The organism is Ruegeria sp. YTSC230, assembly GCF_059609665.1.
On the sequence record NZ_JBXWMC010000001.1, the window covers coordinates 396,660 to 421,026 of the forward strand.

General features: G+C 57.1%; 20 protein-coding genes. 6 read left to right on the plus strand and 14 right to left on the minus strand.

Annotated elements, in window-relative coordinates; genetic code table 11:
* Positions 1 to 9: 9 nt before the first annotated feature.
* The 4 genes from AC2FD9_RS01870 to acs form a co-directional block, all read right to left on the minus strand.
* Positions 10 to 1,794: a sodium:solute symporter family protein gene (locus AC2FD9_RS01870; protein ID WP_058273825.1), complete on the minus strand. Its 1,785-nt coding sequence runs from the start codon at positions 1,792 to 1,794 to the stop codon at positions 10 to 12.
* A 5-nt stretch (positions 1,795 to 1,799) separates the two neighbouring features.
* On the minus strand, positions 1,800 to 2,084 hold the full coding sequence (locus AC2FD9_RS01875; RefSeq protein WP_058274238.1) for a DUF4212 domain-containing protein: 285 nt from the start codon (positions 2,082 to 2,084) through the stop codon (positions 1,800 to 1,802).
* Positions 2,085 to 2,269: 185 nt separating this feature from the next.
* Complete coding sequence (locus tag AC2FD9_RS01880) at positions 2,270 to 2,953, minus strand: adenylate kinase (protein WP_282118652.1); 684 nt, start codon at positions 2,951 to 2,953, stop codon at positions 2,270 to 2,272.
* A 7-nt stretch (positions 2,954 to 2,960) separates the two neighbouring features.
* A complete protein-coding gene (gene acs / locus AC2FD9_RS01885) occupies positions 2,961 to 4,925 on the minus strand; it encodes an acetate--CoA ligase (RefSeq protein ID WP_058277706.1) in 1,965 nt (654 codons plus the stop codon).
* Positions 4,926 to 5,352: 427 nt separating this feature from the next.
* Between acs and dctP the strand changes: the two genes are divergently transcribed.
* From dctP to AC2FD9_RS01900, 3 genes are all read left to right on the plus strand, one after another.
* On the plus strand, positions 5,353 to 6,369 hold the full coding sequence (gene dctP, locus AC2FD9_RS01890; protein ID WP_058273822.1) for a TRAP transporter substrate-binding protein DctP: 1,017 nt from the start codon (positions 5,353 to 5,355) through the stop codon (positions 6,367 to 6,369).
* Positions 6,370 to 6,432: 63 nt separating this feature from the next.
* Positions 6,433 to 7,062 carry a TRAP transporter small permease gene (locus AC2FD9_RS01895; RefSeq protein ID WP_058273821.1) on the plus strand — a complete coding sequence of 210 codons (630 nt, stop codon included), beginning with the start codon at positions 6,433 to 6,435 and terminating at the stop codon, positions 7,060 to 7,062.
* A gap of 3 nt (positions 7,063 to 7,065) precedes the next feature.
* Positions 7,066 to 8,469 (plus strand): TRAP transporter large permease, encoded by a 1,404-nt coding sequence (locus AC2FD9_RS01900; RefSeq protein ID WP_058273820.1) that lies wholly within the window; start codon positions 7,066 to 7,068, stop codon positions 8,467 to 8,469.
* A gap of 52 nt (positions 8,470 to 8,521) precedes the next feature.
* Here AC2FD9_RS01900 and ocd read toward each other — a convergent pair whose 3' ends face one another.
* Genes ocd through rocF form a run of 3 tightly spaced genes read right to left on the minus strand, consistent with a single transcriptional unit; the run spans position 8,522 to position 11,412 of the window.
* Positions 8,522 to 9,565: an ornithine cyclodeaminase gene (gene ocd, locus AC2FD9_RS01905; RefSeq protein WP_496835112.1), complete on the minus strand. Its 1,044-nt coding sequence runs from the start codon at positions 9,563 to 9,565 to the stop codon at positions 8,522 to 8,524.
* Between the two features lie 6 nt (positions 9,566 to 9,571).
* Positions 9,572 to 10,492 carry a citrulline utilization hydrolase CtlX gene (ctlX, locus tag AC2FD9_RS01910; protein ID WP_282168481.1) on the minus strand — a complete coding sequence of 307 codons (921 nt, stop codon included), beginning with the start codon at positions 10,490 to 10,492 and terminating at the stop codon, positions 9,572 to 9,574.
* Positions 10,492 to 11,412, minus strand: coding sequence for an arginase (gene rocF / locus AC2FD9_RS01915; RefSeq protein WP_496835114.1), 921 nt, complete (start codon positions 11,410 to 11,412; stop codon positions 10,492 to 10,494). Before rocF ends, ctlX begins: the two co-directional genes overlap by 1 nt.
* Before the next feature lie 86 nt (positions 11,413 to 11,498).
* Here rocF and AC2FD9_RS01920 point away from each other — a divergent pair, with 86 nt between their 5' ends.
* Both AC2FD9_RS01920 and mprF read left to right on the plus strand, forming a co-directional pair.
* Positions 11,499 to 11,927 (plus strand): Lrp/AsnC family transcriptional regulator, encoded by a 429-nt coding sequence (locus AC2FD9_RS01920; RefSeq protein ID WP_058277712.1) that lies wholly within the window; start codon positions 11,499 to 11,501, stop codon positions 11,925 to 11,927.
* Positions 11,928 to 12,025: 98 nt separating this feature from the next.
* Positions 12,026 to 14,635, plus strand: a complete 2,610-nt coding sequence (gene mprF / locus AC2FD9_RS01925) for a bifunctional lysylphosphatidylglycerol flippase/synthetase MprF (protein ID WP_496835116.1) — start codon at positions 12,026 to 12,028, stop codon at positions 14,633 to 14,635.
* A 7-nt stretch (positions 14,636 to 14,642) separates the two neighbouring features.
* Here the strand turns inward: mprF and AC2FD9_RS01930 are convergent, their stop codons facing one another.
* The 6 genes from AC2FD9_RS01930 to AC2FD9_RS01955 form a co-directional block, all read right to left on the minus strand.
* A complete protein-coding gene (locus tag AC2FD9_RS01930) occupies positions 14,643 to 16,205 on the minus strand; it encodes an efflux transporter outer membrane subunit (RefSeq protein ID WP_496835118.1) in 1,563 nt (520 codons plus the stop codon).
* 11 nt (positions 16,206 to 16,216) lie between these two features.
* Positions 16,217 to 17,362: an HlyD family secretion protein gene (locus tag AC2FD9_RS01935; protein WP_282168478.1), complete on the minus strand. Its 1,146-nt coding sequence runs from the start codon at positions 17,360 to 17,362 to the stop codon at positions 16,217 to 16,219.
* A gap of 21 nt (positions 17,363 to 17,383) precedes the next feature.
* Positions 17,384 to 17,746: a DUF3302 domain-containing protein gene (locus AC2FD9_RS01940; protein WP_113788976.1), complete on the minus strand. Its 363-nt coding sequence runs from the start codon at positions 17,744 to 17,746 to the stop codon at positions 17,384 to 17,386.
* Positions 17,747 to 17,780: 34 nt separating this feature from the next.
* Entirely contained in the window at positions 17,781 to 18,350 is a 570-nt protein-coding gene (locus tag AC2FD9_RS01945; RefSeq protein ID WP_282118643.1) for a disulfide bond formation protein B, read from the minus strand.
* A gap of 9 nt (positions 18,351 to 18,359) precedes the next feature.
* Positions 18,360 to 18,515: a DUF5993 family protein gene (locus AC2FD9_RS01950; RefSeq protein WP_199528470.1), complete on the minus strand. Its 156-nt coding sequence runs from the start codon at positions 18,513 to 18,515 to the stop codon at positions 18,360 to 18,362.
* 115 nt (positions 18,516 to 18,630) lie between these two features.
* Complete coding sequence (locus AC2FD9_RS01955; RefSeq protein ID WP_282168477.1) at positions 18,631 to 19,392, minus strand: DeoR/GlpR family DNA-binding transcription regulator; 762 nt, start codon at positions 19,390 to 19,392, stop codon at positions 18,631 to 18,633.
* Positions 19,393 to 19,585: 193 nt separating this feature from the next.
* On the opposite strand from AC2FD9_RS01955, the gene glpD reads away from it, so the two are divergent.
* Positions 19,586 to 21,178, plus strand: a complete 1,593-nt coding sequence (gene glpD, locus AC2FD9_RS01960; protein WP_496835119.1) for a glycerol-3-phosphate dehydrogenase — start codon at positions 19,586 to 19,588, stop codon at positions 21,176 to 21,178.
* Between the two features lie 48 nt (positions 21,179 to 21,226).
* Here the strand turns inward: glpD and AC2FD9_RS01965 are convergent, their stop codons facing one another.
* Positions 21,227 to 24,364: an efflux RND transporter permease subunit gene (locus tag AC2FD9_RS01965; RefSeq protein WP_472723605.1), complete on the minus strand. Its 3,138-nt coding sequence runs from the start codon at positions 24,362 to 24,364 to the stop codon at positions 21,227 to 21,229.
* Positions 24,365 to 24,367 lie beyond the last annotated feature (3 nt).

Consider the following 24,367-nt stretch of genomic DNA (forward strand, 5'->3'; position numbering starts at 1 on the left):
GCATCATGCTCACTTGTTCTGAGCTGCGCCAGCGCCACGGGGAATGCGGACGCTTTCGACCAATTCAACGATCTCCGGCGGAGTCTCTTTGGTCATTCCGGCGACGACGTAAGCGACGCCGAAGTTGATCATTGCACCGATGGCGCCGAACGAGGTCGACTTGATCGGACCCAGAAGCGGATCAGCATCAGTGAACGAGTTGGTGCCTGGAATGAACAGCCAGCCCTTGTGCAGGAAGATGTAGACCAGAGTTACGGTCAGACCAGCCAGCATACCTGCGACAGCACCGGTGTTGTTGATGCGGGTCGAGAAGATCCCCATCATCAGCGCCGGGAAGATCGAGGCAGCCGCCAGACCAAACGCCAGGGCCACGGTTTGCGCCGCAAAGCCCGGTGGGTTCAGACCCAGATAGGTTGCGACAACGATGGCCACGGCCATGGCGATACGAGCAGCCAGCAGTTCTCCTTTTTCAGAGATTTGCGGGTTGATCGCACCTTTGACAAGGTCGTGGGATACCGCCGACGAGATCGCCAGCAACAGACCCGCAGCGGTCGACAGAGCAGCCGCAAGACCACCGGCAGCGACCAGACCGATCACCCAACCCGGCAGGTTGGCAATCTCGGGGTTGGCCAGAACCAGGATGTCGCGGTTGAACTTGGTCAGCTCGTTTCCAACCCAGCCTTTTTCTTCGGCAAGTGCCTGCATGTCGGCGTTCTTGTCGTTGTAGTACTGGATTTTGCCGTCGCCGTTCTTGTCTTCCCAGTCCAACAGACCGGTTTTCTGCCACGTCTGCATCCAGTCATAGCGCGGATCATTGTCGATATCCTCGACCGAGACAGCGCCACCTTCGATGCCACCATTGGGCCACATCATGTCGGTGATGTTCAGACGCGCCATTGCGCCAACCGCAGGGGCGGTCAGATACAGCAGAGCGATGAAGACCAGCGTCCAGCCAGCGGACCAGCGGGCGTCAGACACCTTCGGCACGGTGAAGAAGCGCATGATCACGTGGGGCAGACCGGCGGTGCCGATCATCAGCGACAGCGTGAACAGAACCATGTTCAGTGTGTTCGAGTGGTGGGCAGTGTATTCGTTAAAGCCCAGCTCGGTCACGATCGCATCCAGCTTGGTCAGCAGAGGCTCACCGCTTGCGGTGTCGCTGAACAGACCCAGCGCCGGAACCGGCGTACCGGTCAGCTGCAGCGAGATAAAGATCGCCGGGATTGTGTAGGCGGTGATCAGTACGCAGTACTGAGCGACCTGAGTGTAGGTCACGCCTTTCATCCCACCGAACACTGCGTAAGCAAACACGACACAGGCACCGATCAGCAGACCGGAGGTGTTCGATACTTCGAGGAAACGGCCAAAGGCCACGCCCACACCGGTCATCTGACCAATAACATAAGTCACCGAAGCAACGATCAGACAGATCACAGCAACGATACGTGCAGTCTGGCTGTAGAAACGGTCGCCGATAAACTCCGACACGGTGTATTTGCCAAACTTACGCAGATAGGGCGCAAGTAGCAGTGCCAGCAGCACGTAACCGCCGGTCCAACCCATCAGGAAGGTCGAATTGTCATAGCCGGTGAAGGCGATCAGGCCCGCCATCGAGATGAACGAGGCTGCAGACATCCAGTCTGCCGCTGTCGCCATACCGTTGGTGACCGGGTGAATGCCGCGACCGGCGGCGTAGAATTCCGATGTGGAACCCGCGCGGGCCCAAATCGCAATGCCGATGTACAGCGCAAAACTCGCGCCGACAAAGAGCAGGTTAATGGTAAACTGGTCCATTCCGCTTACTCCTCATCCACGCCGTATTCGGCGTCCAGCTTGTTCATGCGCCAGGCGTAGTTGAAGATCAGCACCAAAAAGACCAGGATCGATCCCTGCTGAGCGAACCAAAAGCCCAGATCGGTGCCGCCAACGGCGATGCCAGACAGCAGCGGACGCAGCAGAATGCCGAATCCAAAAGACACCAGCGCCCAGATCACGAGGCTGATGTAGATGAGACGCAGGTTCGCCTGCCAATAGCCTTTGTCGGCCTCGGCAGTCTGCGCGGAGTTTGTTGATTGATCCGCCATTGCGGGTTCCTCCTTCGCTTCTTCCATAGGCGACCCGTTGTCCTAAACCTCCAACGCGCGGGGCCGCTTTTCGATATGCCGAATGCCAGGGTGGCATCGGGCAAGACTCCTCCGGTCCGCCAAGGCGGGTCCCTTGAAGTTTTCCTTTAGGAATTGAGCCCTTGTTCAGGGCGGGCCGTCTTCCCTTAGTTCATCGCATCGCTGACGATCCTTTCCAGATTGCCTGCGATGTCGTCGATATTGCCCATGGCGTTCAGACCTTTCAGAACACCGTGGTCTTGGTAATAGGTAATCAGCGGCGCGGTTTGCGCGTGATAGGCCGCGAGGCGCGAGGCAACGGTTTCGGCGTTGTCATCGGCACGGCGCTTGAACTCGGTGCTGCCGCACTTGTCACACTTGCCTTTAACAACAGGGACCTTGAACGTGTCATGGAACCCTTCGCCACATCCGGCGCAGGTGTAACGGCCCGAGATACGGATCACCATTTCACCATCTTCGACTTCAAGGCTGATGGCGGCGTTGATCTTCTGCCCGGTTTCCGAAAGTAGCCCATCCAACGCCTCGGCCTGAACCGTGGTGCGAGGAAATCCGTCCAGAATGACGCCCTTGGCGCAGTCCGGTTCACCTAGGCGATCACGAAGGATCGCAATGACGATGTCGTCGCTGACCAGATCACCAGCCTCCATCACGGCCTTTGCGGCTTTGCCAGCATCGGTTTCCGCTGCGACAGCGGCGCGCAGCAGGTCGCCGGTGCTGAGCTGAACCAACCCGAACTTATCCTCGAGCATACGGGCCTGTGTTCCCTTCCCGGCACCCGGAGGGCCGAGAAGGATCAGAACAGCGGGTGTGGTGATCGTGGCAGCGTCCATCACATCCTCACTTGTTCGCACGGTTTTCGATCAGGTCTTCGACCACCGACGGATCAGCCAATGTCGAAGTATCGCCCAATGCGCCAAAGTCGTTCTCGGCAATTTTGCGCAGGATACGGCGCATGATCTTGCCGGAACGGGTCTTGGGCAGACCGGGTGCCCACTGGATCACGTCGGGCGACGCAATCGGGCCGATCTCGGTCCGGACCCAGGTGCGCAGCTCTTTCAGCAGCTCATCCGACGGCTCGCGGTCATTCATCAGAGTGACATAGCAATAGATGCCTTGCCCTTTGATCTCATGGGGGTATCCGACCACGGCGGCCTCGGCCACGGCGGCATGCGCTACAAGCGCGCTTTCAACTTCGGCGGTCCCCATACGGTGGCCCGAGACGTTGATCACATCGTCAACGCGACCGGTGATCCAGTAATCACCATCCTCGTCACGACGGCAGCCGTCACCGGTGAAGTAGTAACCTTTGTAGTCCGAGAAATAGGTCTTTTCGAACCGTTCATGATCACCCCAGACGGTGCGCATTTGGCCGGGCCAGCTGTCCTTGATACACAGAACACCTTCGACGCCGTTGCCGTTGATCTCGATGCCTGATTGCGGGTCCAGCACGACCGGCTGAATGCCGAAGAATGGTTTCATCGCAGCGCCCGGCTTCATCGCGTGAGCGCCGGGCAGGGGGGTCATCAGATGACCACCGGTCTCAGTCTGCCACCATGTATCCACGATGGGGCAATTGCCTTTGCCGACTACCTCATTGTACCAGTTCCAGGCTTCGGGGTTGATCGGTTCGCCCACGGTGCCCAGTAGTTTCAGGTCGCTCAGATCATGCTTCTCGACCCACTCGTTGCCTTGCCCCATCAACGCGCGGATCGCGGTTGGTGCGGTATAGAACTGGTTGACCTTGTGCTTGGCGCATACCTCCCAGAACCGGCCCGCGTCGGGGTAGGTAGGGACACCTTCGAACATCAGTGTAGTTGCGCCGTTGGCCAGCGGGCCGTAGACGATATAGCTGTGGCCTGTGACCCAGCCCACGTCAGCAGTGCACCAATACACATCGCCCTCGTGGTAATCGAAGGTGATCTCATGGGTCAGCGATGCGAAAACCAGATAGCCGCCAGTGGTATGTACCACACCCTTGGGTTGTCCGGTCGAGCCGGAGGTGTAGAGGATGAACAGCGGGTCTTCGGCGCTCATCTCAGCAGGGGCGCAGTAGTCATCGGCCTCAAGCGCCATTTCATTGTAATCATAGTCGCGGCCGTCGATCCATGTGGTCTGACCACCAGTGCGCTTGACCACCAGGCATTTCACTGTGTCTTTGCAATGCAGAAGAGCAGCATCCGCATTGGATTTCAGCGCAGTCTTGCGGCCGCCTCGCGGGGCCTCGTCGGCGGTGATGACAACCTTTGCGTCGCAGCCATTGACGCGCGCCGCCAGAGCGTCGGGTGAGAATCCCGCAAAGACGATCGAATGGATCGCGCCAATACGCGCGCAGGCCAGCATGGCATAAGCGGCCTCGGGGATCATCGGCATATAGATCACGACGCGGTCGCCCTTACGCACGCCCAGCGATTCCAGAATGTTTGCCATCCGGCAGGTCCGGCGGTGCAACTCAGCATAGGTGATGTGCTGCGCTTCGTCTTTTGGATCATCCGGCTCCCAGATGATCGCCGTCTGATCGCCGCGGGTTTTCAGGTGACGGTCCAAACAGTTGGCCGAAACGTTCAGCGTGCCGTCTGCGTACCAGTTGATTCCGACCGAGCCGAAATCATAGTTTACATCTTTGACTTGTGTGTAGGGCTTGATCCAGTCGATCCGCTTGCCTTGTTCGTCCCAGAACGCAACGGGATCGTTGATCGAAGCCGCATACATCTCAGTGTATTTTTCAGCGTTAACATGCGTGCGGGCCACGGTTTCGGCGGACGGCGGAAAGGTATTGGCTTCTGCCTGGGCAGCGGTTGTCATTCTGAGGCTCCTCCCTCTGGATCATATTGAATCAGACCGATTTTGCCTGCTGAACTGGCGATGTCGATCTGTTTCCTCCTTATGCGCAATAATACGGAGAGCTGAAAACAAGGAAATAAATTACCGATTTATCACGATTAGTTTGTAAATTATTTTTTTGGCCCGAAGTGGTTTTGTAAAGAAAGAGATCATCGTTGGGAATAGTGGTGTTTTTACATGGCTTTGGCTGTAATGAAAAATTGTGTAGAAATAAACCGCCCGATTACAACTAAATTGCATCTGAGACTCACCTTTCGGTTGTTAGCGCTCAACGGTGCCATTCCTTACTGGCCATGAATGCTGACCGGGGGTTGGCACATTCCGATGTTGGCGCTAGCTTTGACCGCAAGCGCCTCGGTAAGGGGGTGCAGCAAAGGGAGAAATCAGTATGAAAAAGATTTTGAGCGGCTCTGCTGTGGCCGCCTTGTGTGTTGCGTTCGTGTCCGAGGCAGCCGCAACTGAATGGAATGCTTCGGTCTGGGGCAAACGTCGTGCGTTCACCGAGCATGTTGAGAAACTGTCTGAGTTGGTCAGCGAAAAGACAAACGGCGATTTCACCATCAATGTCAGCTATGGCGGCCTGTCCAAGCCGCGCGAAAATCTGGATGGAATCGAAATTGGCGCGTTTGAGATGGCTCAGTTCTGTGCCGGATATCATCGCGACAAAAACCGCGCGATCACCGTTCTGGAACTGCCGTTCCTGGGCGTGAACAATCTGGATGAGGAAGTTGCCGTCAGCCACGCGGTTTACGATCACCCTGCCGTTAAGGATGAGATGGCGCAGTGGAATGCGCGTATCATCATGACCTCGCCCATGCCGCAGTACAACATCGTCGGAACCGGCGACCCGCGTGACGAACTTGCCGAGTTCGAAGGCATGCGTGTCCGCGCCACAGGTGGTCTGGGCAAGGCATTCGAAGCGGTCGGCGGTGTTCCGACCTCGGTTCCTGCAACCGAGGCCTTTAACGCAATGGAGTCCGGTGTCGTTGACACGGTTGCCTTTGCTCAGCACGCGCACCTGTCTTTTGGCACGATCAACGAAGCGGATTGGTGGACGGCCAACCTGAACCCCGGCACTGTGAATTGCCCGGTTGTGGTCAATATCGATGCCTATGAGGCACTGCCAGCTGAGCATCGCGAGGCACTGGACAGTTCGATCGACGAAGCGATTGATCACTATCTGGCCAATTATGGATCGCTGCTGGATCAGTGGGACAGTGTTTTGGACGAAAAGGGCGTCGCAAAGGTACAGATCGATGATGCGGTAATCGCAGAGTTCCGCACCAAAGCTGCCGATCCCATCCGGGCACAGTGGATTGAGGATATGTCCGCTCAGGGTATTCCTGCGCAGGACCTGTATGATCTAGTCCAGTCCACGCTGGAACAGCAACGCAGCGGTAACTAAGCACAAAATCCGGGTGCCCATCGGGGCATCCGGACACCAATAAAAATACAGGGGAACACCGCAATGGCAGGACAGGCCACGGTGCTTGAAGACAACAGCCTCCTGAGTTCTTTGGACCGTAAGTTGTTGAGGTTAGAGCGGTTTCTGGCTCTGATCAGCGGCCTTGCCGTGTTCAGTCTTATGGTTCTGGCGGTGGTCTCGGTCAGCGGACGCAATGCGATTAACGCACCTTTGCCGGGATATGTCGACTGGATCGAACAGGCGATGCCGCTGATTGCATTTCTGGGCATTTCATATGTTCAGCGCGATGGCGGTCATATACGGATGGACATTGTCATCTCACGCCTGCACGGCCGGGCGCTGTGGCTGTTCGAGCTTATTTCGGTTCTTCTGATCCTGGTGCTGATGCTGGCCTTGGTTTGGGGTAGCTGGTCCCATTTTGACCGCTCGTTCGATTTTGGCGCGCCGATGTGGAGCCGAGACAGTTCAATCGATATCGGTATCCCGCTGTGGCCGGCCAAACTGCTGGCACCTGTGGCGTTCTCGGTGCTTTGCCTACGGCTGTTACTTCAGGTTTGGGGATATGGTCGCGCGCTGATCGTAGGGGCCGAAAGCCCCGTAGCCGTTCCACTGATACAGGATGCGGCTGCTCAGGCCGCTGCCGAAGCCGAACAATTCGAAGGGCAGGACTAGCGCATGGACTCGATAGAGATTGGCCTGTGGGTCACGGGTGGCTTGCTGGTTCTGGTTGTGACCGGAATGCGCGTGGCCTTCGCGGCGGCTCTTGCAGGGCTGGTCGGGTTGGTTTGGATTTTCTGGGCCAAGTTTGGATACGATCCTGATCGCTTCGGCAAAGCACTAACCGTCGCGGTCAAGACGGCGGGGCAGGTGCCCCATTCCAAGGTTGCGGCCCATACACTCAGCCTGATCCCCACCTTTATCTTGATCGGTTATCTGGCCTATTACGCAGGGCTGACGCGCGCGTTGTTCGAGGCCGCTAAACGTTGGGTTGCGTGGGTGCCCGGAGGGCTCGCGGTTTCGACTGTGTTCGCCACAGCCGGGTTCGCGGCCGTTTCCGGTGCTTCGGTGGCAACGTCTGCCGTGTTCGCTCGGATTGCTATCCCCGAGATGTTGAAGGTCGGCTACAACAAGCAATTCGCCGCCGGAGTGGTCGCAGCGGGCGGTACACTTGCATCCCTTATCCCGCCATCCGCGATCCTTGTGATCTATGCCATCATCGTGGAACAGGATGTGGGCAAACTGCTGCTTGCCGGGTTTATCCCCGGTGCATTTTCGGCCGTTGTGTACGGTCTGCTTATCGTCGGCATCGCGGTTGTATTCAAAAACGTTGGTCCACCGGTAACAGGTTTCACCTGGAAGCAGCGTTTTGCGTCGCTGCCGGGCGCGTTTCCGATTGTCGCCGTAATCCTGATCATCATTTGCTTTGTCTATAACCCGTTTGGAGAAAAGGCTTGGGGCACTCCAACCGAAGGCGGAGCAATCGGTGCCTTCATCGTCTTCTGTTTCGCCCTTTTCCACGGAATGCGGTGGCCCGAACTGAAGTCGGCGCTGCTGGAAACTGCCAAACTAACCGCGATGATCTTCACGATCATCTGGGGGGTGCTGATCTACGTACGGTTTCTGGGGTTTGCCGATCTTCCGGGCGCGTTTTCGGACTGGATCACTTCGTTGGAAATGTCGCCGATGCTGATTCTGATCTGTATCCTGCTCGCCTATGCGGTCTTGGGCATGTTCATGGACGCCATTGGGATGCTGTTGCTGACGCTGCCAGTGGTTTACCCGGCGGTAATGGCCCTGAACGGGGGTGAGACTGTCAGCGCAGCAGAAAGCGCCTTTGGCATGTCAGGTCCGATGTGTGCGATCTGGTTTGGTATTCTGGTGGTGAAAATGGCCGAGTTTTGCCTGATCACGCCTCCTATTGGCCTAAATTGTTTCGTGGTTGCCGGGGTGCGTCCGGATCTGAGCGTTCAGGACGTGTTCAAGGGCGTAACCCCGTTCTTCATCGCCGATGGCGTGACGATCGCGCTGCTCGTGGCGTTTCCCGGTATCGTACTCTACCTGCCGTCATTGGCCGGATAGAAAAAGCCCCCGGTGGTGAACCGGGGGCCAGTCGACGTGAAGTGCGGGTTCTTCAGCTCGCCCGCATCAGCATTCCATACAGATCCCGCGGATCATCCGGATCTGCCAACATGTCCAAAGGTTCAAAGAAATCAGTGCCTTTGATGGCGGACTGGACGTAGCACAAGGCTGAGAAATCCTCGATCGCGAAGCCAACGCTATCAAAAAGAGTGATCTGTCGGTCGTCGCGCCGGCCCTTGGCCTGACCGGTCATGACCTGCCACAATTCGGTCACTGGGTGATCCTCGGCCAAGGCCTGGATCTCGCCCTCGATGCGTGTTTGTTCGGGATATTCGACAAAGATCTCAGACCGCAGAAGGATGTCTCGGTGCAACTCGGTCTTGCCGGGACAGTCTCCGCCAATGGCGTTGATATGCACGCCCGGTCCAACCATGTTGTCGGTCAGGATCGTGGCATATTTCTTATCCGCTGTGCAGGTGGTGATGATCTGCGCGCCCTCGATGGCGTCCTCGGGTGTTTTGCAAAGCACGACCGTCAGACCGGAATCCTTGAGGTTTGACGCGCATTTTTCGGTGGCCGCATGATCGGTATCGTAAAGGCGCACAGTGTCGATCCCGCACATGGCCTTGAACGCCAGGCATTGGAATTCGGACTGAGCGCCATTCCCAATCATCGCCATAACACGAGATGACTTGGGTGCCAGATAACTGCCGACAAGGGCCGAGGTTGCCGCCGTGCGGAGGGCGGTTAGCATCGTCATCTCGGTCAAAAGCGTAGGGTAGCCGGTATAGACGTCGGCCAGAAGGCCAAAGGCTGTCACGGTCTGCAGGCCCTCGGACGTGTTCTTGGGGTGCCCGTTGACGTATTTAAACCCGTAGGCCTCACCATCCGAGGTTGGCATCAGTTCGATTACGCCATGGGGAGAATGCGCCGGAATGCGAGGGGTCTTGTCAAAGCTCTCCCAGCGTTTGAAGTCGGATTCAATCTGAGCCGCGATCTGAGTGATCATCTTTTCAAGCCCGATATGGTGCACCAACCGCATCATGTTGTCGACGGATACAAAGGGCACAAGCGCCTTGTCAGAAGGTTGCATCATGGTCTCCTATCGGCGGGAAAGGTGGATACCGGCGATCATGCAACGTACTGATCCTCCGGCTGTTTCAATGGTTGGAACCGACAACGGCAGCAGAGTGGCGCTGTCTTCGATAATGTCGGTCTGTTGGGGCGTCAGCGCATCTTTGGCGCGGCTGGAAAGAGCTAGCACGAGCCCATCACGACCACTAAGCTCGATGGTGTTTCCAGCAAAGTTTGCGATCTGGTCATGGGACAGATCGATGACGGTGCGACCGGATTCTTCCAATCGCGCCTGCACGGTCGCGCGGCGTTCGGCGTCGATAATCATGTCGAGGCAGATCAGTGCATAATGTGTGCCGATCCCCATCAGGACATTGGTGTGATAAACGTCTCGGCCTGCGTCGTCCCTAGCTTCGAACGCGATGGGTTCGTAGTTGAAGTTCGTGCAGAACCGCTCCAACAAAACGGGATCAGCGCGGTTTGACTTGACCGTGTAAGCAATGCGGCCGACGTGATCGAGAACCATTGCTCCGGTACCTTCCAGTGCGAGATCGTCCTGTTCCAGCCCCGAATAATCGATCACGTCCTGAACGCGGTATTCCTGTTTCAACAACTCGATAACATCTGTGCGGCGTTCGCGTCGACGCGACGGAACAAACATCGGATAGATTGCTACGTGCCCGCCGGGATGCGTCGAGAACCAGTTGTTGGGAAAGACACTGTCCGGCGTGTTTTGTTGGCCGTGATCATCAAATACATGAACTGTGACGCCTGCATCGCGCAGTTGTTCGACTGCGCGATCATGTTCATCGCGCGCAGCTGCTGAAGTCGCTTCGGCGGATCGGTGTGCCAGTGTCTGAAACGCATTGTCATGGCGAGTCTCTGGGTTCGACACAAACTCATGCGGTCGAACCATGACAACAGCGGAAGGAGATTGAAGGGAATTCATCAGAAACTCCGGGTCGGGCGGTCGAAGATGCGGCGGCCCAACAGGGACGCGGCCAGATCGACCATCAGTTTTGCGGTTCGTCCACGTTCATCCAGGAACGGGTTCAGTTCGACCAAATCCAGCGAGCAGACGAGGCCGCTTTCGTGCAGCAGTTCCATCGCCAGATGGGCTTCGCGTTCGGTCGCGCCGCCAGGAACAGTGGTGCCAACGGCGGGCGCAATTGAAGGGTCCAGAAAGTCGACGTCCAGCGAGACGTGCAGGATACCGTTTGCTGCGCGTACTCGGTCGAGGAACGCGATCAAAGGTGCCTTGATGCCGTGCTCATCAATGCTGCGCATGTCTGCCAGCATGGCCTGATCCTGTTCCAATCGTGCACGTTCAGCCGGATCCACGGAACGCAAACCAATCATGCCTACTCGATCCGTTGGAATCGGTGCAGCCAGCGGAGGGAATGCGTCAAACCCGGGTTGCCCGGTGAAATAGGCAACCGGTGTGCCGTGCAGGTTGCCGCTGCCGGTGCTGTCAGGTGTATGAAAGTCGCTGTGCGCGTCCAGCCAAAGCACGAACAGGGGGCGACCCATCCTGTCTGCATGTGTTGCCATCCCGGCAACTGTGCCCATGGACAAAGCGTGATCGCCGCCCATAAAAATCGGCAGTCCGTTCGGCGCGGTTTCCTGTGCGGCGCGGCTCAGGGCGCTGGTCCAGCCGATGCACTCGGGCAGCGTGACAAGGTGTGGATGCTCCGGTACATCTGACGGATCGGCGTTGACATTTCCGATATCCGACACTTGGTGCCCGAGGTCAGTCAGAGCTTGTTCCAGACCGGCCACCCGGTAGGCGTCCGGGCCCATGCGGCACCCCTGACGACGCTTACCTGCGTCCATTGGTGCGCCAACCAATATTACATTTTGCGTATCCATATGACTATCTAGACCCTCGTGATGGCTTGCGAAAAGACAGCAAAATGTTCAAAATGGCATTCGGATAAACGAAATGAGAAGCAGTCATGGACGATTTGGATAGCAGGCTGCTCAGCGCCTTGCACCGGGATGCACGGGCGTCCCTGTCCGAACTCGCCGAAACGCTGGGTGTTACGCGCACTACGGTTCGCAGCCGCCTGCAGCGCCTCAAACAGTCCGGTGAAATTGTTGGGTTCACGGTACTCACCCGTCAGGACGTGGCGCAAAGCCCGGTGCGCGGCTTGATGATGCTGGAAATCGAAGGCCGCGGAACCGAGCGCACGATGGCCCGAATTGCCGCCATGCGTCAGGTGCGTGCTGTTCACTCCACAAACGGAAGCTGGGATCTGATCGCCGAAATCTGGACCGAAACACTGGCCGAGCTGGACGAGGTGCTGTTCCAGATTCGCCGTATGGAGGGGATCACTAAGTCCGAGACCAACCTGCTGCTGTCCACCCGCAAAGGTCGGTTGTGACCCCCGTAGTGCTTTGAGCCTGAACGAAAATGTGCAAAAGTCGGCTTGCGCGTTTCGATCGTGCAGAGTGTGATCGAGCCTGAGAGCAGGGACAAAGCATGGCAACTCATGAAAATGTCGAAGAACTCTGGGCTGTACGCCTGGCCGAACGGGTTACGGGGTTTCTTGAAAAGCCCCTTGTCCGGATCGCGATACCGATTCTGGTCACGCTTATTGCCCTGACCGTCCTGCACGAGCTGTCTTCGCACGTCAAATGGGCTGATGTAAAAACCGACGTCGCGAATACATCGTGGAAATTGATGTTTTTCGCCCTGTGTTGGACGGCTGTTAGCTTTTTATCTCTCTCACTTTACGATGTGTTTGCCGTGCAAAGTGTGGCGGATGGCGAGGTCCCTTTGCCTGTCGCAGGCATGGCTGGGGCCTGTGGCTACGCCGTGTCGAATTGCCTTGGGTTTTCTTACATTACTGGCACGGCGATCCGGTATCGGATCTATGCGTCCCTGGGTCTTGATCTGGGTCGGGTTGCGGGAGTGATTGCTACATCGTGGATCGCATTTTGGTCAGGTTTCATTCTGCTACTGGGCGGGTTGCTGACCTTTCACCCAGACGGGGTGTCCAAGGTTCTGCCCATAAGTGACACGGTCGAAACCGTGATAGGGCTGTGCCTGCTTGTTGGTTTTGCAGCCTTGTTCATTTGGCTCTCCAAGGGCGGACGCAGGCTGGCCACCGGCGGTTTGGGCTTCAATTTGCCGGGCGGCAAGTTGCCAGGATTGCTGACGCTGGCGGCTGTGGGTGACCTGTTTGGGGCGTCAATGACACTGTACGTGTTGATGCCGGATGATCTGGGGGTCGGGTTTCCGTTCTTCTTCACCGTTTACATTGGCGCGATCGCGGTCGGAATTCTCAGCCATGCTCCGGGCGGGATCGGCGCGTTTGAGGCAACTTTAATCGCCGGGCTAGGGGCCTCGGGTCGGTCTGATGTGATCGCCGCCCTTTTGCTGTACCGGTTGATTTATACCTTCTTGCCGTTCGCCATCGCGACGCTGTCCATCGCGGTGGCTTCGGCCCTGACGAACCGACATCACATCAGCGGAGCCGCCACGTGGGTTTACCGCGTGATCCGTCCGATTGTGCCGATGGTCGCGGCCGGTGTCGCAGCTGTGGCGGGTGTCATTCTGCTGGTGTCCGGGGCGTTGCCTGCAGGCAGCGAGAAGCTTAGCGCATTGCGGGACTTTCTGCCTTTGTCCTTCGTTGAAGCTTCGCATCTTGCCGGAAGCGCTGTCGGAGTTCTACTGATCCTTGTTTCACGCGGCCTGTTCCGCAAGCTGTACCGCGCATGGATAGTGGCCATGCTGCTGATGGTTGCCGGGTTCGTCGCATCGCTGACCAAGGGTCTCGATACGCACGAAGCGATCAGCATGTTGGGCACAATCGCCTTACTGGCCACGTTTCGCGGGGCGTTTTACCGCGTCAGCGGGGCATCGATATTCCGCCTGAACATCCCGTGGCTGGTCAGCGTGGTCGCCTTGCTTTTGGTCGTCTTTTGGGTCGGGCTGTTTTCCTATTCGCATGTCGAATATCAGAACGCTTTGTGGTGGGAGTTCGCGTGGAACGGTGACGCCTCACGCTTTTTGCGATCCAGTCTTGTGGTGGCGGTTATTCTTGGCGTCGTGGCCGTGAATTCTTTGTTCGGGCGCGAGGTTCCGGAACCGGTCCGGACGGAGATTCCCGAGGTTGTTGAACGTCTGGTCATGGAAAGCGAAGACACCGAGTCGCAGATTTCACTGACCGGCGACAAGCAATTCCTGATTTCACCGGACGATGACGCATTTCTGGCCTATGCCGACACAGGCAATGCACTGATCACCAAGGGGGAGCCGGTTGGGGATGAAACAGCCGGAAAGCAACTGATCTGGCAATTGCGCGAAATGGCGGACCGTGAGGGCAAGTTGTGCGCTTTCTACAGCGTATCAACTAAGTACCTGCCGACGTTTCTGGATCTGGGCCTGTCTATTCTGAAGATCGGAGAGGTCGCGCGCGTGCCGTTGAAAGATTTCTCGCTGGACGGCAAATCTCGCAAGCGGTTCCGTCAGGCCAAGAACCGGGCCGAACGCGAAGGTTACGTATTCGAGATCATACCGAAGGACAAAGTGGGTCCTGTGTTGCCCGAATTGCGCAAGATTTCAGACGATTGGCTGGAGCATAAGGCTGGTGAGGAGAAGGGGTTCGCCTTGGGCGGGTTTGACGATGAATACCTGTCCTATTTCGATTTCGCGGTGCTGAAGAAGGCAGATACGGGAAAGATCGTCGCCTTCGCCAACCTCTTCCAAGGCGGGAACAAGTCCGAATTGTCGTTGGACCTGATGCGGTATGAGCCGGACGGGTCGAACTTTATCATGGACGCCTTGTTTGCCGAGATGATGACCTGGGGGGCAGAGCAGGGGTTCCATTGGTTCTCGCTAGGAGCGGCACCGTTTTCGGGAATTGAGAACCGGCAACTGGCGTCTTTCTGGAACCGCGTCGGAGGGTTCGTTTATGAGCACGGCGAGCAGTTCTATCACTTCGAAGGGCTGCGATCCTTCAAGCAGAAGTTCGATCCGGAATGGAGCCCGAATTACCTCGCCAGCCCCGGTGGATTGGCAGCGCCGCGTATTCTGTACGAGGTGAACATCCTGATTTCAGGCGGTTTGCGCGGGCTGACGAAGTAACTATCACTCAGTTCAGACTGGCGCGGGTCGGGGTTTTCTCCAGAAGATCGCCCCAATCCGTGCGATATGCCATTTCGGCCAGAACGGTTTCTGGTAGGAATTCTTGGTTCTGCCGGATCTGCCAGCCGCCACCCAATCCCTTGTAAACCGCAACCAGATTGCTGGAAACCTGCTGGCGGGCCTGAATCAAATTGGCCTGAGATCGCAGCAGCGCTGTTTGCGTGTTCAGGATACGCGAATAGCTGGCGATACCGTCCCGATACTGGTCGATGGCGATATCAGCCGCTTTGCGCGAAGCCGCGACGCTTTTTTCATAAAAGCCAACTTGCTTGCGTGACTGGGCATAAGCCACCATCGCGCTTTCAACCTCGGAATAGGCGGTCAGGACAGTGTTCTGGTAATTGGCGATCAACGCCTGATAGGCCGCATCCTGCGCGCGGACGTTGTTTTTGATCCGGCCATAGTTGAGCACGTTCCAGACTACTCCGGCATTCGCGAGCCCGGTGTTGCTGCCCGCTGAAAACAGATCCTGCCCGCCCGAGGCCTGCAGGCCAATTGCACCTGACAGGATAAATTGCGGATAAAGGTCGGCCAAAGCGATCCCGACCTGCGCCGATTGCGTGGCCGCTGCCAGCTCGGCTGCGCGAACGTCTGGGCGGCGGCGCAGCAATTCGGCCGGGACACCGACAGACACATTCGTACGCGCAGAGGGGATCCGCCCGGAATTGCCTTGTAGGCTGGTCATGCGGGACGGTGTGGTTCCCAGCAGCACGGCCAGAGCATTTTTGGCCTGTTGAAGATCACTTTCAATCTCTGGCACCAAGGCCTTGGTATTGTTCAACAGGGCCGTGGATTCCTGCACGTCCAGCTCGGTTGTTACGCCATTGTCAAACCGCAGTTGGGTCAGATCAGCAGATTCCTGTTGCAACTGGATGTTGTCGCGCGCCACGGCCAGCGACTCCTGCAAGGCACGAATGTTGACATAAAGCGCCGCGACATCGCCGGTCAGCGTGACGAGCGCGTCGTCATAATTGGCCACTTGCAGCGCCAGATTGGATCGCGCGGCCTGAACGCCACGACGTTGCTGGCCCCACACGTCCAGCTCCCATTGGGCATCAAAGCCGACTTGCGAGGTCGAAAACTCGGTGTCCAACGGAATGATCCGGCGGATATCGGAAATCGGTCCGAGGTTGTCGCTGACCTGACGGCGTTCGATGGATGCGCCGATGGCCTGTGATTGCGGATACAGCTCGCCAAACGCAATGCCCAACTGCGCGCGTGCCTGCAGAACGCGCGCACCGGCAACCTGCAGATCAAGGTTCTGGGCATAGGCTTCGGCTATCAGTTTGTTGAGAGTGGGGTCATTGAAGGTCTGCCACCATTTCACCACCGGAGCGCTGCGCGAGGTCAGACCGCTTTGACCAGTGCTTGGGCTATTGACCTCGATCCATTGCTTCACGACCGGAGAGCTTGGGCGCACGAAGTCCGGGCCAACTGGCGCACAACCGACCAGAAGGGCGGCGCATAGGGCTGTACCCATCAGTCGGCGGTATAATCTGGCCCGGGTCATCATATGCGTCCTTAGATATCCAGTGGTCGAATGAAGTTGGCGAAGGAATAGAGGCGAATGTTGATCCGCCGCAGAAACTCAAAGCTTTTGCCTTGGCCGGTATAAATCGCCACAGCCGCGTGACCACCGGCAGGGAAGGTGTGCCCGTCCGGGATATCGACCGAGATTTGCACGGCAATGCGTCCGGGAAGTTTTGGCAGTTCAAACCCCGGCAATCGGCCAGACGGCAAGTACTGACCTTGTCGGGTTGCCCACCAGATTGCCTCGACCTTACCGGTCAGGATTTCACCCGGATACAGATCAAGAGCAACTTCAACGGGTTGGCCAACCTCGACAAATTTCAGGTTCTGCTGTCGGTAGGTCGCAAGAATATAGGGGTTATCCTTGGTGACAAAACTGGCAATAGCGCCCAGACGGATATCGCCGACGACCAGACCGGGACGCGCCTGTTGAGACACGATCATCCCGTCTTCGGGGGCGTAGATTGTTGTGTTGTCCAGAAAATACTGGGCCTTGTCCAATTGCGCCTGCGCCTGAAGGATGCCGGTGTTCACGCCGTCAATCTGGGAATCTAGCGCAAGCTGAGCCTTTTCCAGATTTGCCGTGGCCTCTTTGACCTGAGCCTGATCCTCAGTCACCTGTTCGTTCCAGCGATCTAGCTCGTCCTGCCGCGCACCACCTGCGGGTACGAGGTTTTCGTATCGGGCTTGCTGCGTCTGTGCGTAGGCAAGTTGAGCGTTGGCACGCTCAATGGCTTCCCCTGCGGCAATGACGTCCTGTTCAAGGATCTTGGCGTTCTGCTCGGCCGCGACCAGTTGTGCCGTGGCTTCCTCAACCTCCAGCGCAAACACGGTGTCATCAAACCGGTACAACGGATCACCCTTCTTGACCTCAGCATTGGGTTCAACCAGCACCTCGGTCAGGATGGTTGGTTCCGTCAGACGGGGCACGATCTGGATCGTTGAGCGGACCACGTGGCTGTCGATGGAGAACGGCTGAAAAAACCGAAGAGCGACAAGAAAGATCAATAGCAGGTGCGCACCGACCCAGAAGGATACGATGCCCCACATGATGTTGAACTTCAGCCACTGGAACTTGAAGAAGATAAGCCAGACAAAAATGATGTAGAAAAGCGTAATGCCGAGGGCGACAAACATATTTTGTAGTTTCCTTTGGCGTTAGCTCTTTTGCGTCTCTTCCGGATCCAGCGGGTCGCGGTATTCTTCCGTCAACTCACCACCCAAGCGCTTGATTTCTTTGCGAACCGCCTCACGCTCATCATCGGGCATGCGGCGGATATCGACCACCGTTCCATCGTGGAACGCCCAAATGAATGCATGGACCCAAGGCACGATGGCGAGAAACCCCATCCAGCCCATGATCTTTATAGCCTCGGCATGGGGGTGATTGCGTTTGATCGCGATGCGGCCCGGTAGTCCCATCACGAATAGAAACAGCGCCATGACGGCGGCCAGTAGCAAAATCAACGCAACAAATGTCAGGTAGTCGTAATAGCCCAGTGGCTGCCCAAGTAACCCCATGTTTGTGCCTCTGTTCGGGAAGGTTATCCCATCCTCAGTTGTTGGAGCCCAGTTCGTCAATCACTTTGTAGCTGGTTGGCGGGTCAGCGCAAATGCCGGGACCACATTCAAGCAGCGTAGAACCGGCATTCAGAACAGCCAGACCAAGCATGATGAAGAAGGCAGTTTTGGCCAAGGTGCTTCCACCGAAACGAGGCTGATCCGATGTGTCGTCAGCGTATTGGCGATCAAACAGCAGCATAACCGCGGTGCCCAACAGGATCAGGAAAAAGCAAATGGCGGCCCAAGTGTAGTAGTGCAACCCCAACACGGGCGAGCCGTAGTGACCCGTGCCGGGAACGATATGCAGAAGGATCTGGCGCACCGATACGCTGCCGCCATAAAGCGCTGCGATTAACATCAACGCATAGTGCTGCGGCCGCGCGCCGTATAGCAGGTTCAACCCCAGCCCGACGCCCACGGCGACAAAGCCAACGCGCTGCAGCAGGCAAAGCGGGCAGGGCAGTTCGTATAGCGTCAGTTGGTAAACAAAGGCCAAAAGCAGCACTAGACTGACGGCCAGCATGCCTATGGCGTTAAGGGTTCGGGACAGTTCTGGTGTCATCATCGCCCCCTACAACTGGATTGTCAGTTGGCTGGTGGCGTGGAATTTCAGCCAGTACACACTCAACGCCAGCGTGAAGAAAAACAGCGCATTGGCTGCCGTTGTTTGTCGAAAATAATTCAGCCCCATGGTGGCTGTAAGTAACGCAAATAAAAGCGCTATCATGGCCCGGTTCTCCCCTTCCGTGCAACGAACGCAATGCGGCGATACTGTCAGGCGCAGGGAGGTCTGGCAAGAAGACTCTTGCCAAGTTCACCTTTTAGGAGAACTACTTAGGGGGTTATTGGCACACGCGCAGATCGGTCTTCCACGCCTGACACCTCTTGTTTAGGCGGTCCGTCAGAGGCCGGTCGGTGTAGAACGTGTCGATCTCAGCCAATGAGGTGATACGCGCGGGGGCTGCACGCTGAAACTTTGAATGATCGGCAACAAGAAAGGTGCGCCGTGTCTGGGCCAGGATCGTCTGGCTGACCTGGACCTCTTGAAAGTCGAAATCCAGTAGGTCGCCATCTTCATCAAGTGCTGAGCAGCCGATGACCGCATAGTCGAACTTGAAGTGCCGGATGGTCGCGACTGTCAGATTACCCACCAAACCGCCATCCGATCTGCGCAGGACACCACCCGCGACGACGATTTCGCAATCGGTGTTCTCGGCCAGAATATTGGCGACATTCATGTTGTTGGTGACGACCATCAGGTTCTTGTGGTTCACCAATTGGCGCGCAACCGCCTCGGTCGAAGTGCCGATGTTCATGAAAACCGACGCGCCGTCCGGGATGTCTCGGGCGCAGGCCGAGGCAATACGCGCTTTGGCCTCATCGTTCAGGGCGCGGCGATCCTCATAGCCAATATTGGAAACGCCCGAGCGAATGACGGCCCCGCCATGAACCCGGTCCAGTTTCCCCAGATCCGCCAGCTCAGACAGATCGCGGCGAATGGTCTGAACCGTGACCCCGAACTGAGCGGCCAAGTCATCCACCATCACACGGCCATCCTGTCTGGCGATGTTCAGGATGTCTGACTGGCGAAAGGAAAGGGACATGGTCGGCTCCGAAACGGTGTGGGTTCGTTTTTGTTCTAATTTCGAAGGGTTTCCCAGAGATATATTTAACCACACTTTTGAAACACTTCGATTTGTGGTGATAAAACGAAAAAAACCGAAAGTAAACATTGACGAAACGCGCGTTCATCGGGTTAATGAGCCCGGTTTTTCCAACAAAGAGAATCATCCGGACATGGAACGGCACACGGACAGGGTCACGGACCTTTTCATCATTGGTGGTGGGATTAACGGGTGCGGAATAGCGCGCGATGCGGCCGGGCGCGGATTGTCCGTGACATTGGCCGAGATGAACGATCTTGCTTCGGCGACGTCATCGGCCTCGACCAAGCTGTTTCATGGCGGCTTGCGGTATCTGGAGTATTTCGAATTCCGTCTGGTGCGCGAGGCGTTGATTGAGCGTGAAACACTACTGCGGGCGATGCCGCATATCAGCTGGCCGATGCGGTTTGTATTGCCGTATCACAAGGATATGCGGTTTGATTCTGAAACGCCGACCTCGCGACTTCTCAGCACAGTAATGCCTTGGATGAAGGGACGGCGCCCGGCGTGGCTGATCCGTCTGGGCCTGTTTATGTATGACCATCTGGGGGGGCGCAAAATCCTGCCGGGGACAAGCTCACTGGATTTGCAAAGCGCGCCGGAAGGCGGGCCGTTGCAGAACAAGTTTCACACAGCCTACGAATATTCCGACTGCTGGATTGAGGATTCACGGCTGGTTGTGCTGAATGCCCGCGATGCCGAGGCACGCGGGGCGAATATCCTGGTGCGGACCGAAGTTCTGGCGGCCAAACGCGTCGATGATCTGTGGAAAATCACCATCCGCGATAAGCAGAGCGGCGAAACGCGTGTGGTGCATGCCAAAATGCTGATCAACGCAGGTGGACCTTGGGTTGGGGACATCATCCAGAGCAAGATCCACGTTGACTCTCGCGAAGGCGTGCGCCTTGTACGCGGCAGCCATATTGTGACGCCCAAGCTTTATGATCACGACAAATGCTATTTCTTTCAGGGTGAAGACGGGCGCATCATTTTCTCCATTCCGTATGAGCGCGATTTTACGCTGATCGGCACAACGGACCAGGATCATCCAGACCCGGCAGAGCTCCCGATCTGTACGGAGACCGAGCAGGACTATCTGTGCGCGTTTGCCTCGAAGTACTTCCAAAAACCGGTTACGCGCGATGACATCGTGTGGACCTATTCTGGTGTGCGTCCGTTGTATGACGACGGGGCCAGCAGCGCCACTGCGGCGACGCGGGATTATACGCTGAAAGTTGACGCGCAGGGTGGGGCGCCAGTGCTGAATGTCTTTGGTGGCAAGATCACCACCTATCGGCGCCTCGCCGAGAGTGCGATGGACAAAGTGTCCGAGCATTTCCCCGATCTTCCCGGCCCTTGGACTGCGGGCGTTTCGCTTCCGGGCGGCGATTTTCCAGTTGGTGGCGTACCGGATTTGGTCGAGGCACTGTTGGCCGACTACCCGTTTCTGGACCGTGTCTGGGCGCAACGTCTGGTTCGCGCTTATGGCACTGAGGTCAAGACAATTTTGGGCGACGCCAAGTCCGTATCGGATCTGGGCGATGACTTCGGTGCAACGCTAACCGCGCGGGAACTGGCGTGGCTGATGGATAAGGAATATGCGTGCACGGCCGAAGATGTTGTCTGGCGCAGAAACAAGATGGGTCTGCGGTTAAGTGCCGAGCAGATCACTGGTATTCAAGGCTGGATGGATAGCAAAACCAAACCCGTCGCAGTGAACGCCTGACCAAAAAGGTAAAAAGCCCCGCCAGTTTGGCGGGGCTGTTGTTTTGGATCACGCGGCCTCTTCTGATGGGCCCGGATCATCTTTGGTTCCCTTGATCCATTCCCGCATCCCCTGCAGCAGGGCGTATAGGACCGGCACTAGGATCACGCCGACCAGAGTAGCTGCCAGCATCCCGCCGAACACGGCGACACCGATGGCTTTCTGGCTGGCGGCACCCGCGCCGCTGGCCGCCAGAAGCGGCACAACTCCCAGCAGGAAGGACAGGGCGGTCATCATCACCGCGCGGAAACGCTGAAAGGCGGCCTCGGCTGCGGCGTCTTTGACCGACAATCCCTTGGCGCGTTGTTCCATCGCGAATTCAACGATCAGAATACCGTTCTTCGAGGCCAACCCCACAAGCATGATCATCCCGATCTGCGTATAGAGGTTGATGTCGCTGCCCACGATAGCCACGGCCGCCACCGCCCCGAACAAGGCGACGATCACCGATAACAGGATCGACACGGGCAAGGTCCAACTCTCGTATTGCCCTACAAGGAAGAGGTATCCGAACAGGATCGCCAGACCGAGGATGATCACTACCAGACCACCGGTCGCCAATTGCTGCTGCGCGGTCCCGGTCCATTCAAAGGCATAGCCCGGGGGCAGGGCAGTCGTGGACTCCTCGGTCATGACATTGATCGCGTCACCAGTGGATAACCCAGGCGCCGGAACCGCCGTTACTGTCGCCGAACGGAACAGGTTGTGACGTTTCAGCAGGACCGGACCCAGTACGTTTTCGACATCAATGAGCGTACCCAGAGGCACCATCTCACCCTTTGTCGAGCGCACATACAGGTTCGAGATATCGTCGACATTATCACGATATGAACCGTCGGCCTGGATCATCACGCGATACACGCGCCCGAACAGGTTGAAGTCGTTCACATAGTATGACCCCAACTGCGCCTGCATCGTCTGGAACACCTCAGCCACCGAGACTTGCAGCGTCTTGGCCTTTTCTCGATCCAGATCCACGAACAACTGAGGAACGTTGGCCCGGAATGTGGTGTAGGCCTGCCCGATTTCCGGTCGTTGGTTGGCCGAATAGACGAAAGAGCCGACTGCAGACGCCAAGTCCTGAGGCGTGCCGCCTCCGGTCTGCTGCACCTCCATCTCCACACCTGCCGAGTTGCCCAGACCCTGAATGGGGGGTGGGTTGAACGCGATTATCGATGCGGCAGTTTCACCATAGGCAATCGCCAGAACTTTCTGCAGGATTGCATCAGCGCTCAGGTCATCCTCTTTCCGTTCATCCCAGTTGTCGAGGTTCACAAAAATCGCGGCACCGTTTGTTGTCGTACCGTTCAGGATCGAGAACCCGTTGATCAGAACTGTGCTGGCGACGCCGGGGATCTGTTGGATCTGTGTGTCGACACGTGCAGTGACCGTTTCGGTCCGTTCCAACGTTGCGGCGTCTGGCAGTTGCACATCCACGAACAGATATCCGTTGTCTTCCAGCGGAAGGAAACCACTCGAAGTGTTGGACATGATCGTGCCTGTACCCATGGCCAGCGCAACGATGATGCCCAAACCGATGATCGGCAGGATCAGCAATTTGCGTACGATGGCGACATAGCCACTGCGAACGCTACCGATGAAGTTTTCAAACACCGCCAACAACCCTTTTGGCGGGCCGGACCGTGCCTTCAACACCAGACCGCACAACGCAGGAGACAGTGTCAACGCGTTGATTGACGAGATCACCACAGCGGTCGAGATTGTCACAGCAAACTGCGAATAAAGCCGTCCCGAGATGCCGGGCATAAAGGTGACTGGTACGAACACCGCCAACAGAACCAACGTGGTTGCAATCACCGGACCGGTGATCTGCCCCATCGCCTTGCGCGTTGCCTCAGCCGGTGGAAGCCCTTCGTCGGCGATGATCCGTTCGACGTTTTCGACCACAACGATCGCGTCATCCACAACGATCCCGATGGCCAGCACCAGCGCGAACAAAGAGATCGTGTTCAGCGACATACCGAAAAGCAGCAAGAACGCGAATGTCCCGATCAACGACACGGGGATCGCAACCGCCGGAATGATCGTCGCGCGCCAGCTTCCAAGGAAGACAAACACCACCGAGATCACAAGGATGAAGGTCAGGATCAGGGTCGAGACCACGTCATTCAGCGACTGTTTGACAAAGTCTGTGGTGTTGAAAGGTACGGCGTATTCTACATCCGTCGGGAAGGTTCGGGACAATCGCTCAAGCTCGGCCTCGACACGGTCCGACACGGCCAGCGCATTCGCGCCAGGGGCCTGATAAATGCCGATTACCGTGGCCGGGACACTGTCGAAATAGCCCGAAGCCGCATAATATTCTGCACCCAGCTCGACCCGCGCGATGTCCTTGACCCGTACGATTGAACCGGCATCCCCGGTTCGGATGACAATGTCGCCGAACTCTGCGGCCGAGGTCAGGCGGCCCTTGGTTTTGATCGTGTATTGAAAGGTCTGCCCTTCCGGGACCGGAGGAGCGCCGATGGAACCGGCCGAAACTTCGACGTTTTGTTCCTGAATTGCATTGATCACGTCACCGGGTGTGATGGACAAAGCAGCCATCTGATCCGGGTCCATCCAGATCCGCATGGCGTATTCCAGATTGGTTAGAACGTCGGCTTTACCCACACCCTGAACACGCGCCAGCGCGTCTTTCAGGTTGATCGAAGCATAGTTGGACAGAAAGACACTGTCATAAGTCTCATTCGGCGAGGTCAGCGTCACCAGCAACAGCATGTTGGTGGATGCTTTTTGAGTAACCACGCCAGATGAGGTCACTTCGGCAGGCAGGGACGACATGGCCTGAGCCACGCGGTTCTGCACGTTGACTGAGGCGATGTCCGGGTCGGTGCCCACTTCGAATGTGACGTTGAGCGAATAGGATCCGTTATCTGCCGAGGTCGACGTCATGTAGATCATGTCGTCCACACCGTTGACCTGCGCCTCGATCGGTGCGGCGACGGTGTTTTCCACGGTTTCGGCGTTGGCGCCGGTATAGGTGGTCGTCACGCTGACCACCGGTGGCGTAATGTCCGGGAACTGAGCGACCGGCAGAACCAAATAGCCGATGCCGCCCATGATCGTAAGGACAAGCGAAATAACTAGGGCCAGCTTGGGCCGGCTAATGAACAGGGCTGAGAACATCCG

Excerpts from the sequence above, each read along its gene's own strand:
- AC2FD9_RS01870 (WP_058273825.1), bottom strand. The coding sequence starts at position 1,794 with ATGGACCAGTTTACCATTAACCTGCTCTTTGTCGGCGCGAGTTTTGCG.
- AC2FD9_RS01875 (WP_058274238.1), bottom strand. The coding sequence starts at position 2,084 with ATGGCGGATCAATCAACAAACTCCGCGCAGACTGCCGAGGCCGACAAA.
- AC2FD9_RS01880 (WP_282118652.1), bottom strand. The coding sequence starts at position 2,953 with ATGGACGCTGCCACGATCACCACACCCGCTGTTCTGATCCTTCTCGGC.
- acs (WP_058277706.1), bottom strand. The coding sequence starts at position 4,925 with ATGACAACCGCTGCCCAGGCAGAAGCCAATACCTTTCCGCCGTCCGCC.
- dctP (WP_058273822.1), top strand. The coding sequence starts at position 5,353 with ATGAAAAAGATTTTGAGCGGCTCTGCTGTGGCCGCCTTGTGTGTTGCG.
- AC2FD9_RS01895 (WP_058273821.1), top strand. The coding sequence starts at position 6,433 with ATGGCAGGACAGGCCACGGTGCTTGAAGACAACAGCCTCCTGAGTTCT.
- AC2FD9_RS01900 (WP_058273820.1), top strand. The coding sequence starts at position 7,066 with ATGGACTCGATAGAGATTGGCCTGTGGGTCACGGGTGGCTTGCTGGTT.
- ocd (WP_496835112.1), bottom strand. The coding sequence starts at position 9,565 with ATGATGCAACCTTCTGACAAGGCGCTTGTGCCCTTTGTATCCGTCGAC.
- ctlX (WP_282168481.1), bottom strand. The coding sequence starts at position 10,492 with ATGAATTCCCTTCAATCTCCTTCCGCTGTTGTCATGGTTCGACCGCAT.
- rocF (WP_496835114.1), bottom strand. The coding sequence starts at position 11,412 with ATGGATACGCAAAATGTAATATTGGTTGGCGCACCAATGGACGCAGGT.
- AC2FD9_RS01920 (WP_058277712.1), top strand. The coding sequence starts at position 11,499 with ATGGACGATTTGGATAGCAGGCTGCTCAGCGCCTTGCACCGGGATGCA.
- mprF (WP_496835116.1), top strand. The coding sequence starts at position 12,026 with ATGGCAACTCATGAAAATGTCGAAGAACTCTGGGCTGTACGCCTGGCC.
- AC2FD9_RS01930 (WP_496835118.1), bottom strand. The coding sequence starts at position 16,205 with ATGACCCGGGCCAGATTATACCGCCGACTGATGGGTACAGCCCTATGC.
- AC2FD9_RS01935 (WP_282168478.1), bottom strand. The coding sequence starts at position 17,362 with ATGTTTGTCGCCCTCGGCATTACGCTTTTCTACATCATTTTTGTCTGG.
- AC2FD9_RS01940 (WP_113788976.1), bottom strand. The coding sequence starts at position 17,746 with ATGGGGTTACTTGGGCAGCCACTGGGCTATTACGACTACCTGACATTT.
- AC2FD9_RS01945 (WP_282118643.1), bottom strand. The coding sequence starts at position 18,350 with ATGACACCAGAACTGTCCCGAACCCTTAACGCCATAGGCATGCTGGCC.
- AC2FD9_RS01950 (WP_199528470.1), bottom strand. The coding sequence starts at position 18,515 with ATGATAGCGCTTTTATTTGCGTTACTTACAGCCACCATGGGGCTGAAT.
- AC2FD9_RS01955 (WP_282168477.1), bottom strand. The coding sequence starts at position 19,392 with ATGTCCCTTTCCTTTCGCCAGTCAGACATCCTGAACATCGCCAGACAG.
- glpD (WP_496835119.1), top strand. The coding sequence starts at position 19,586 with ATGGAACGGCACACGGACAGGGTCACGGACCTTTTCATCATTGGTGGT.
- AC2FD9_RS01965 (WP_472723605.1), bottom strand. The coding sequence starts at position 24,364 with ATGTTCTCAGCCCTGTTCATTAGCCGGCCCAAGCTGGCCCTAGTTATT.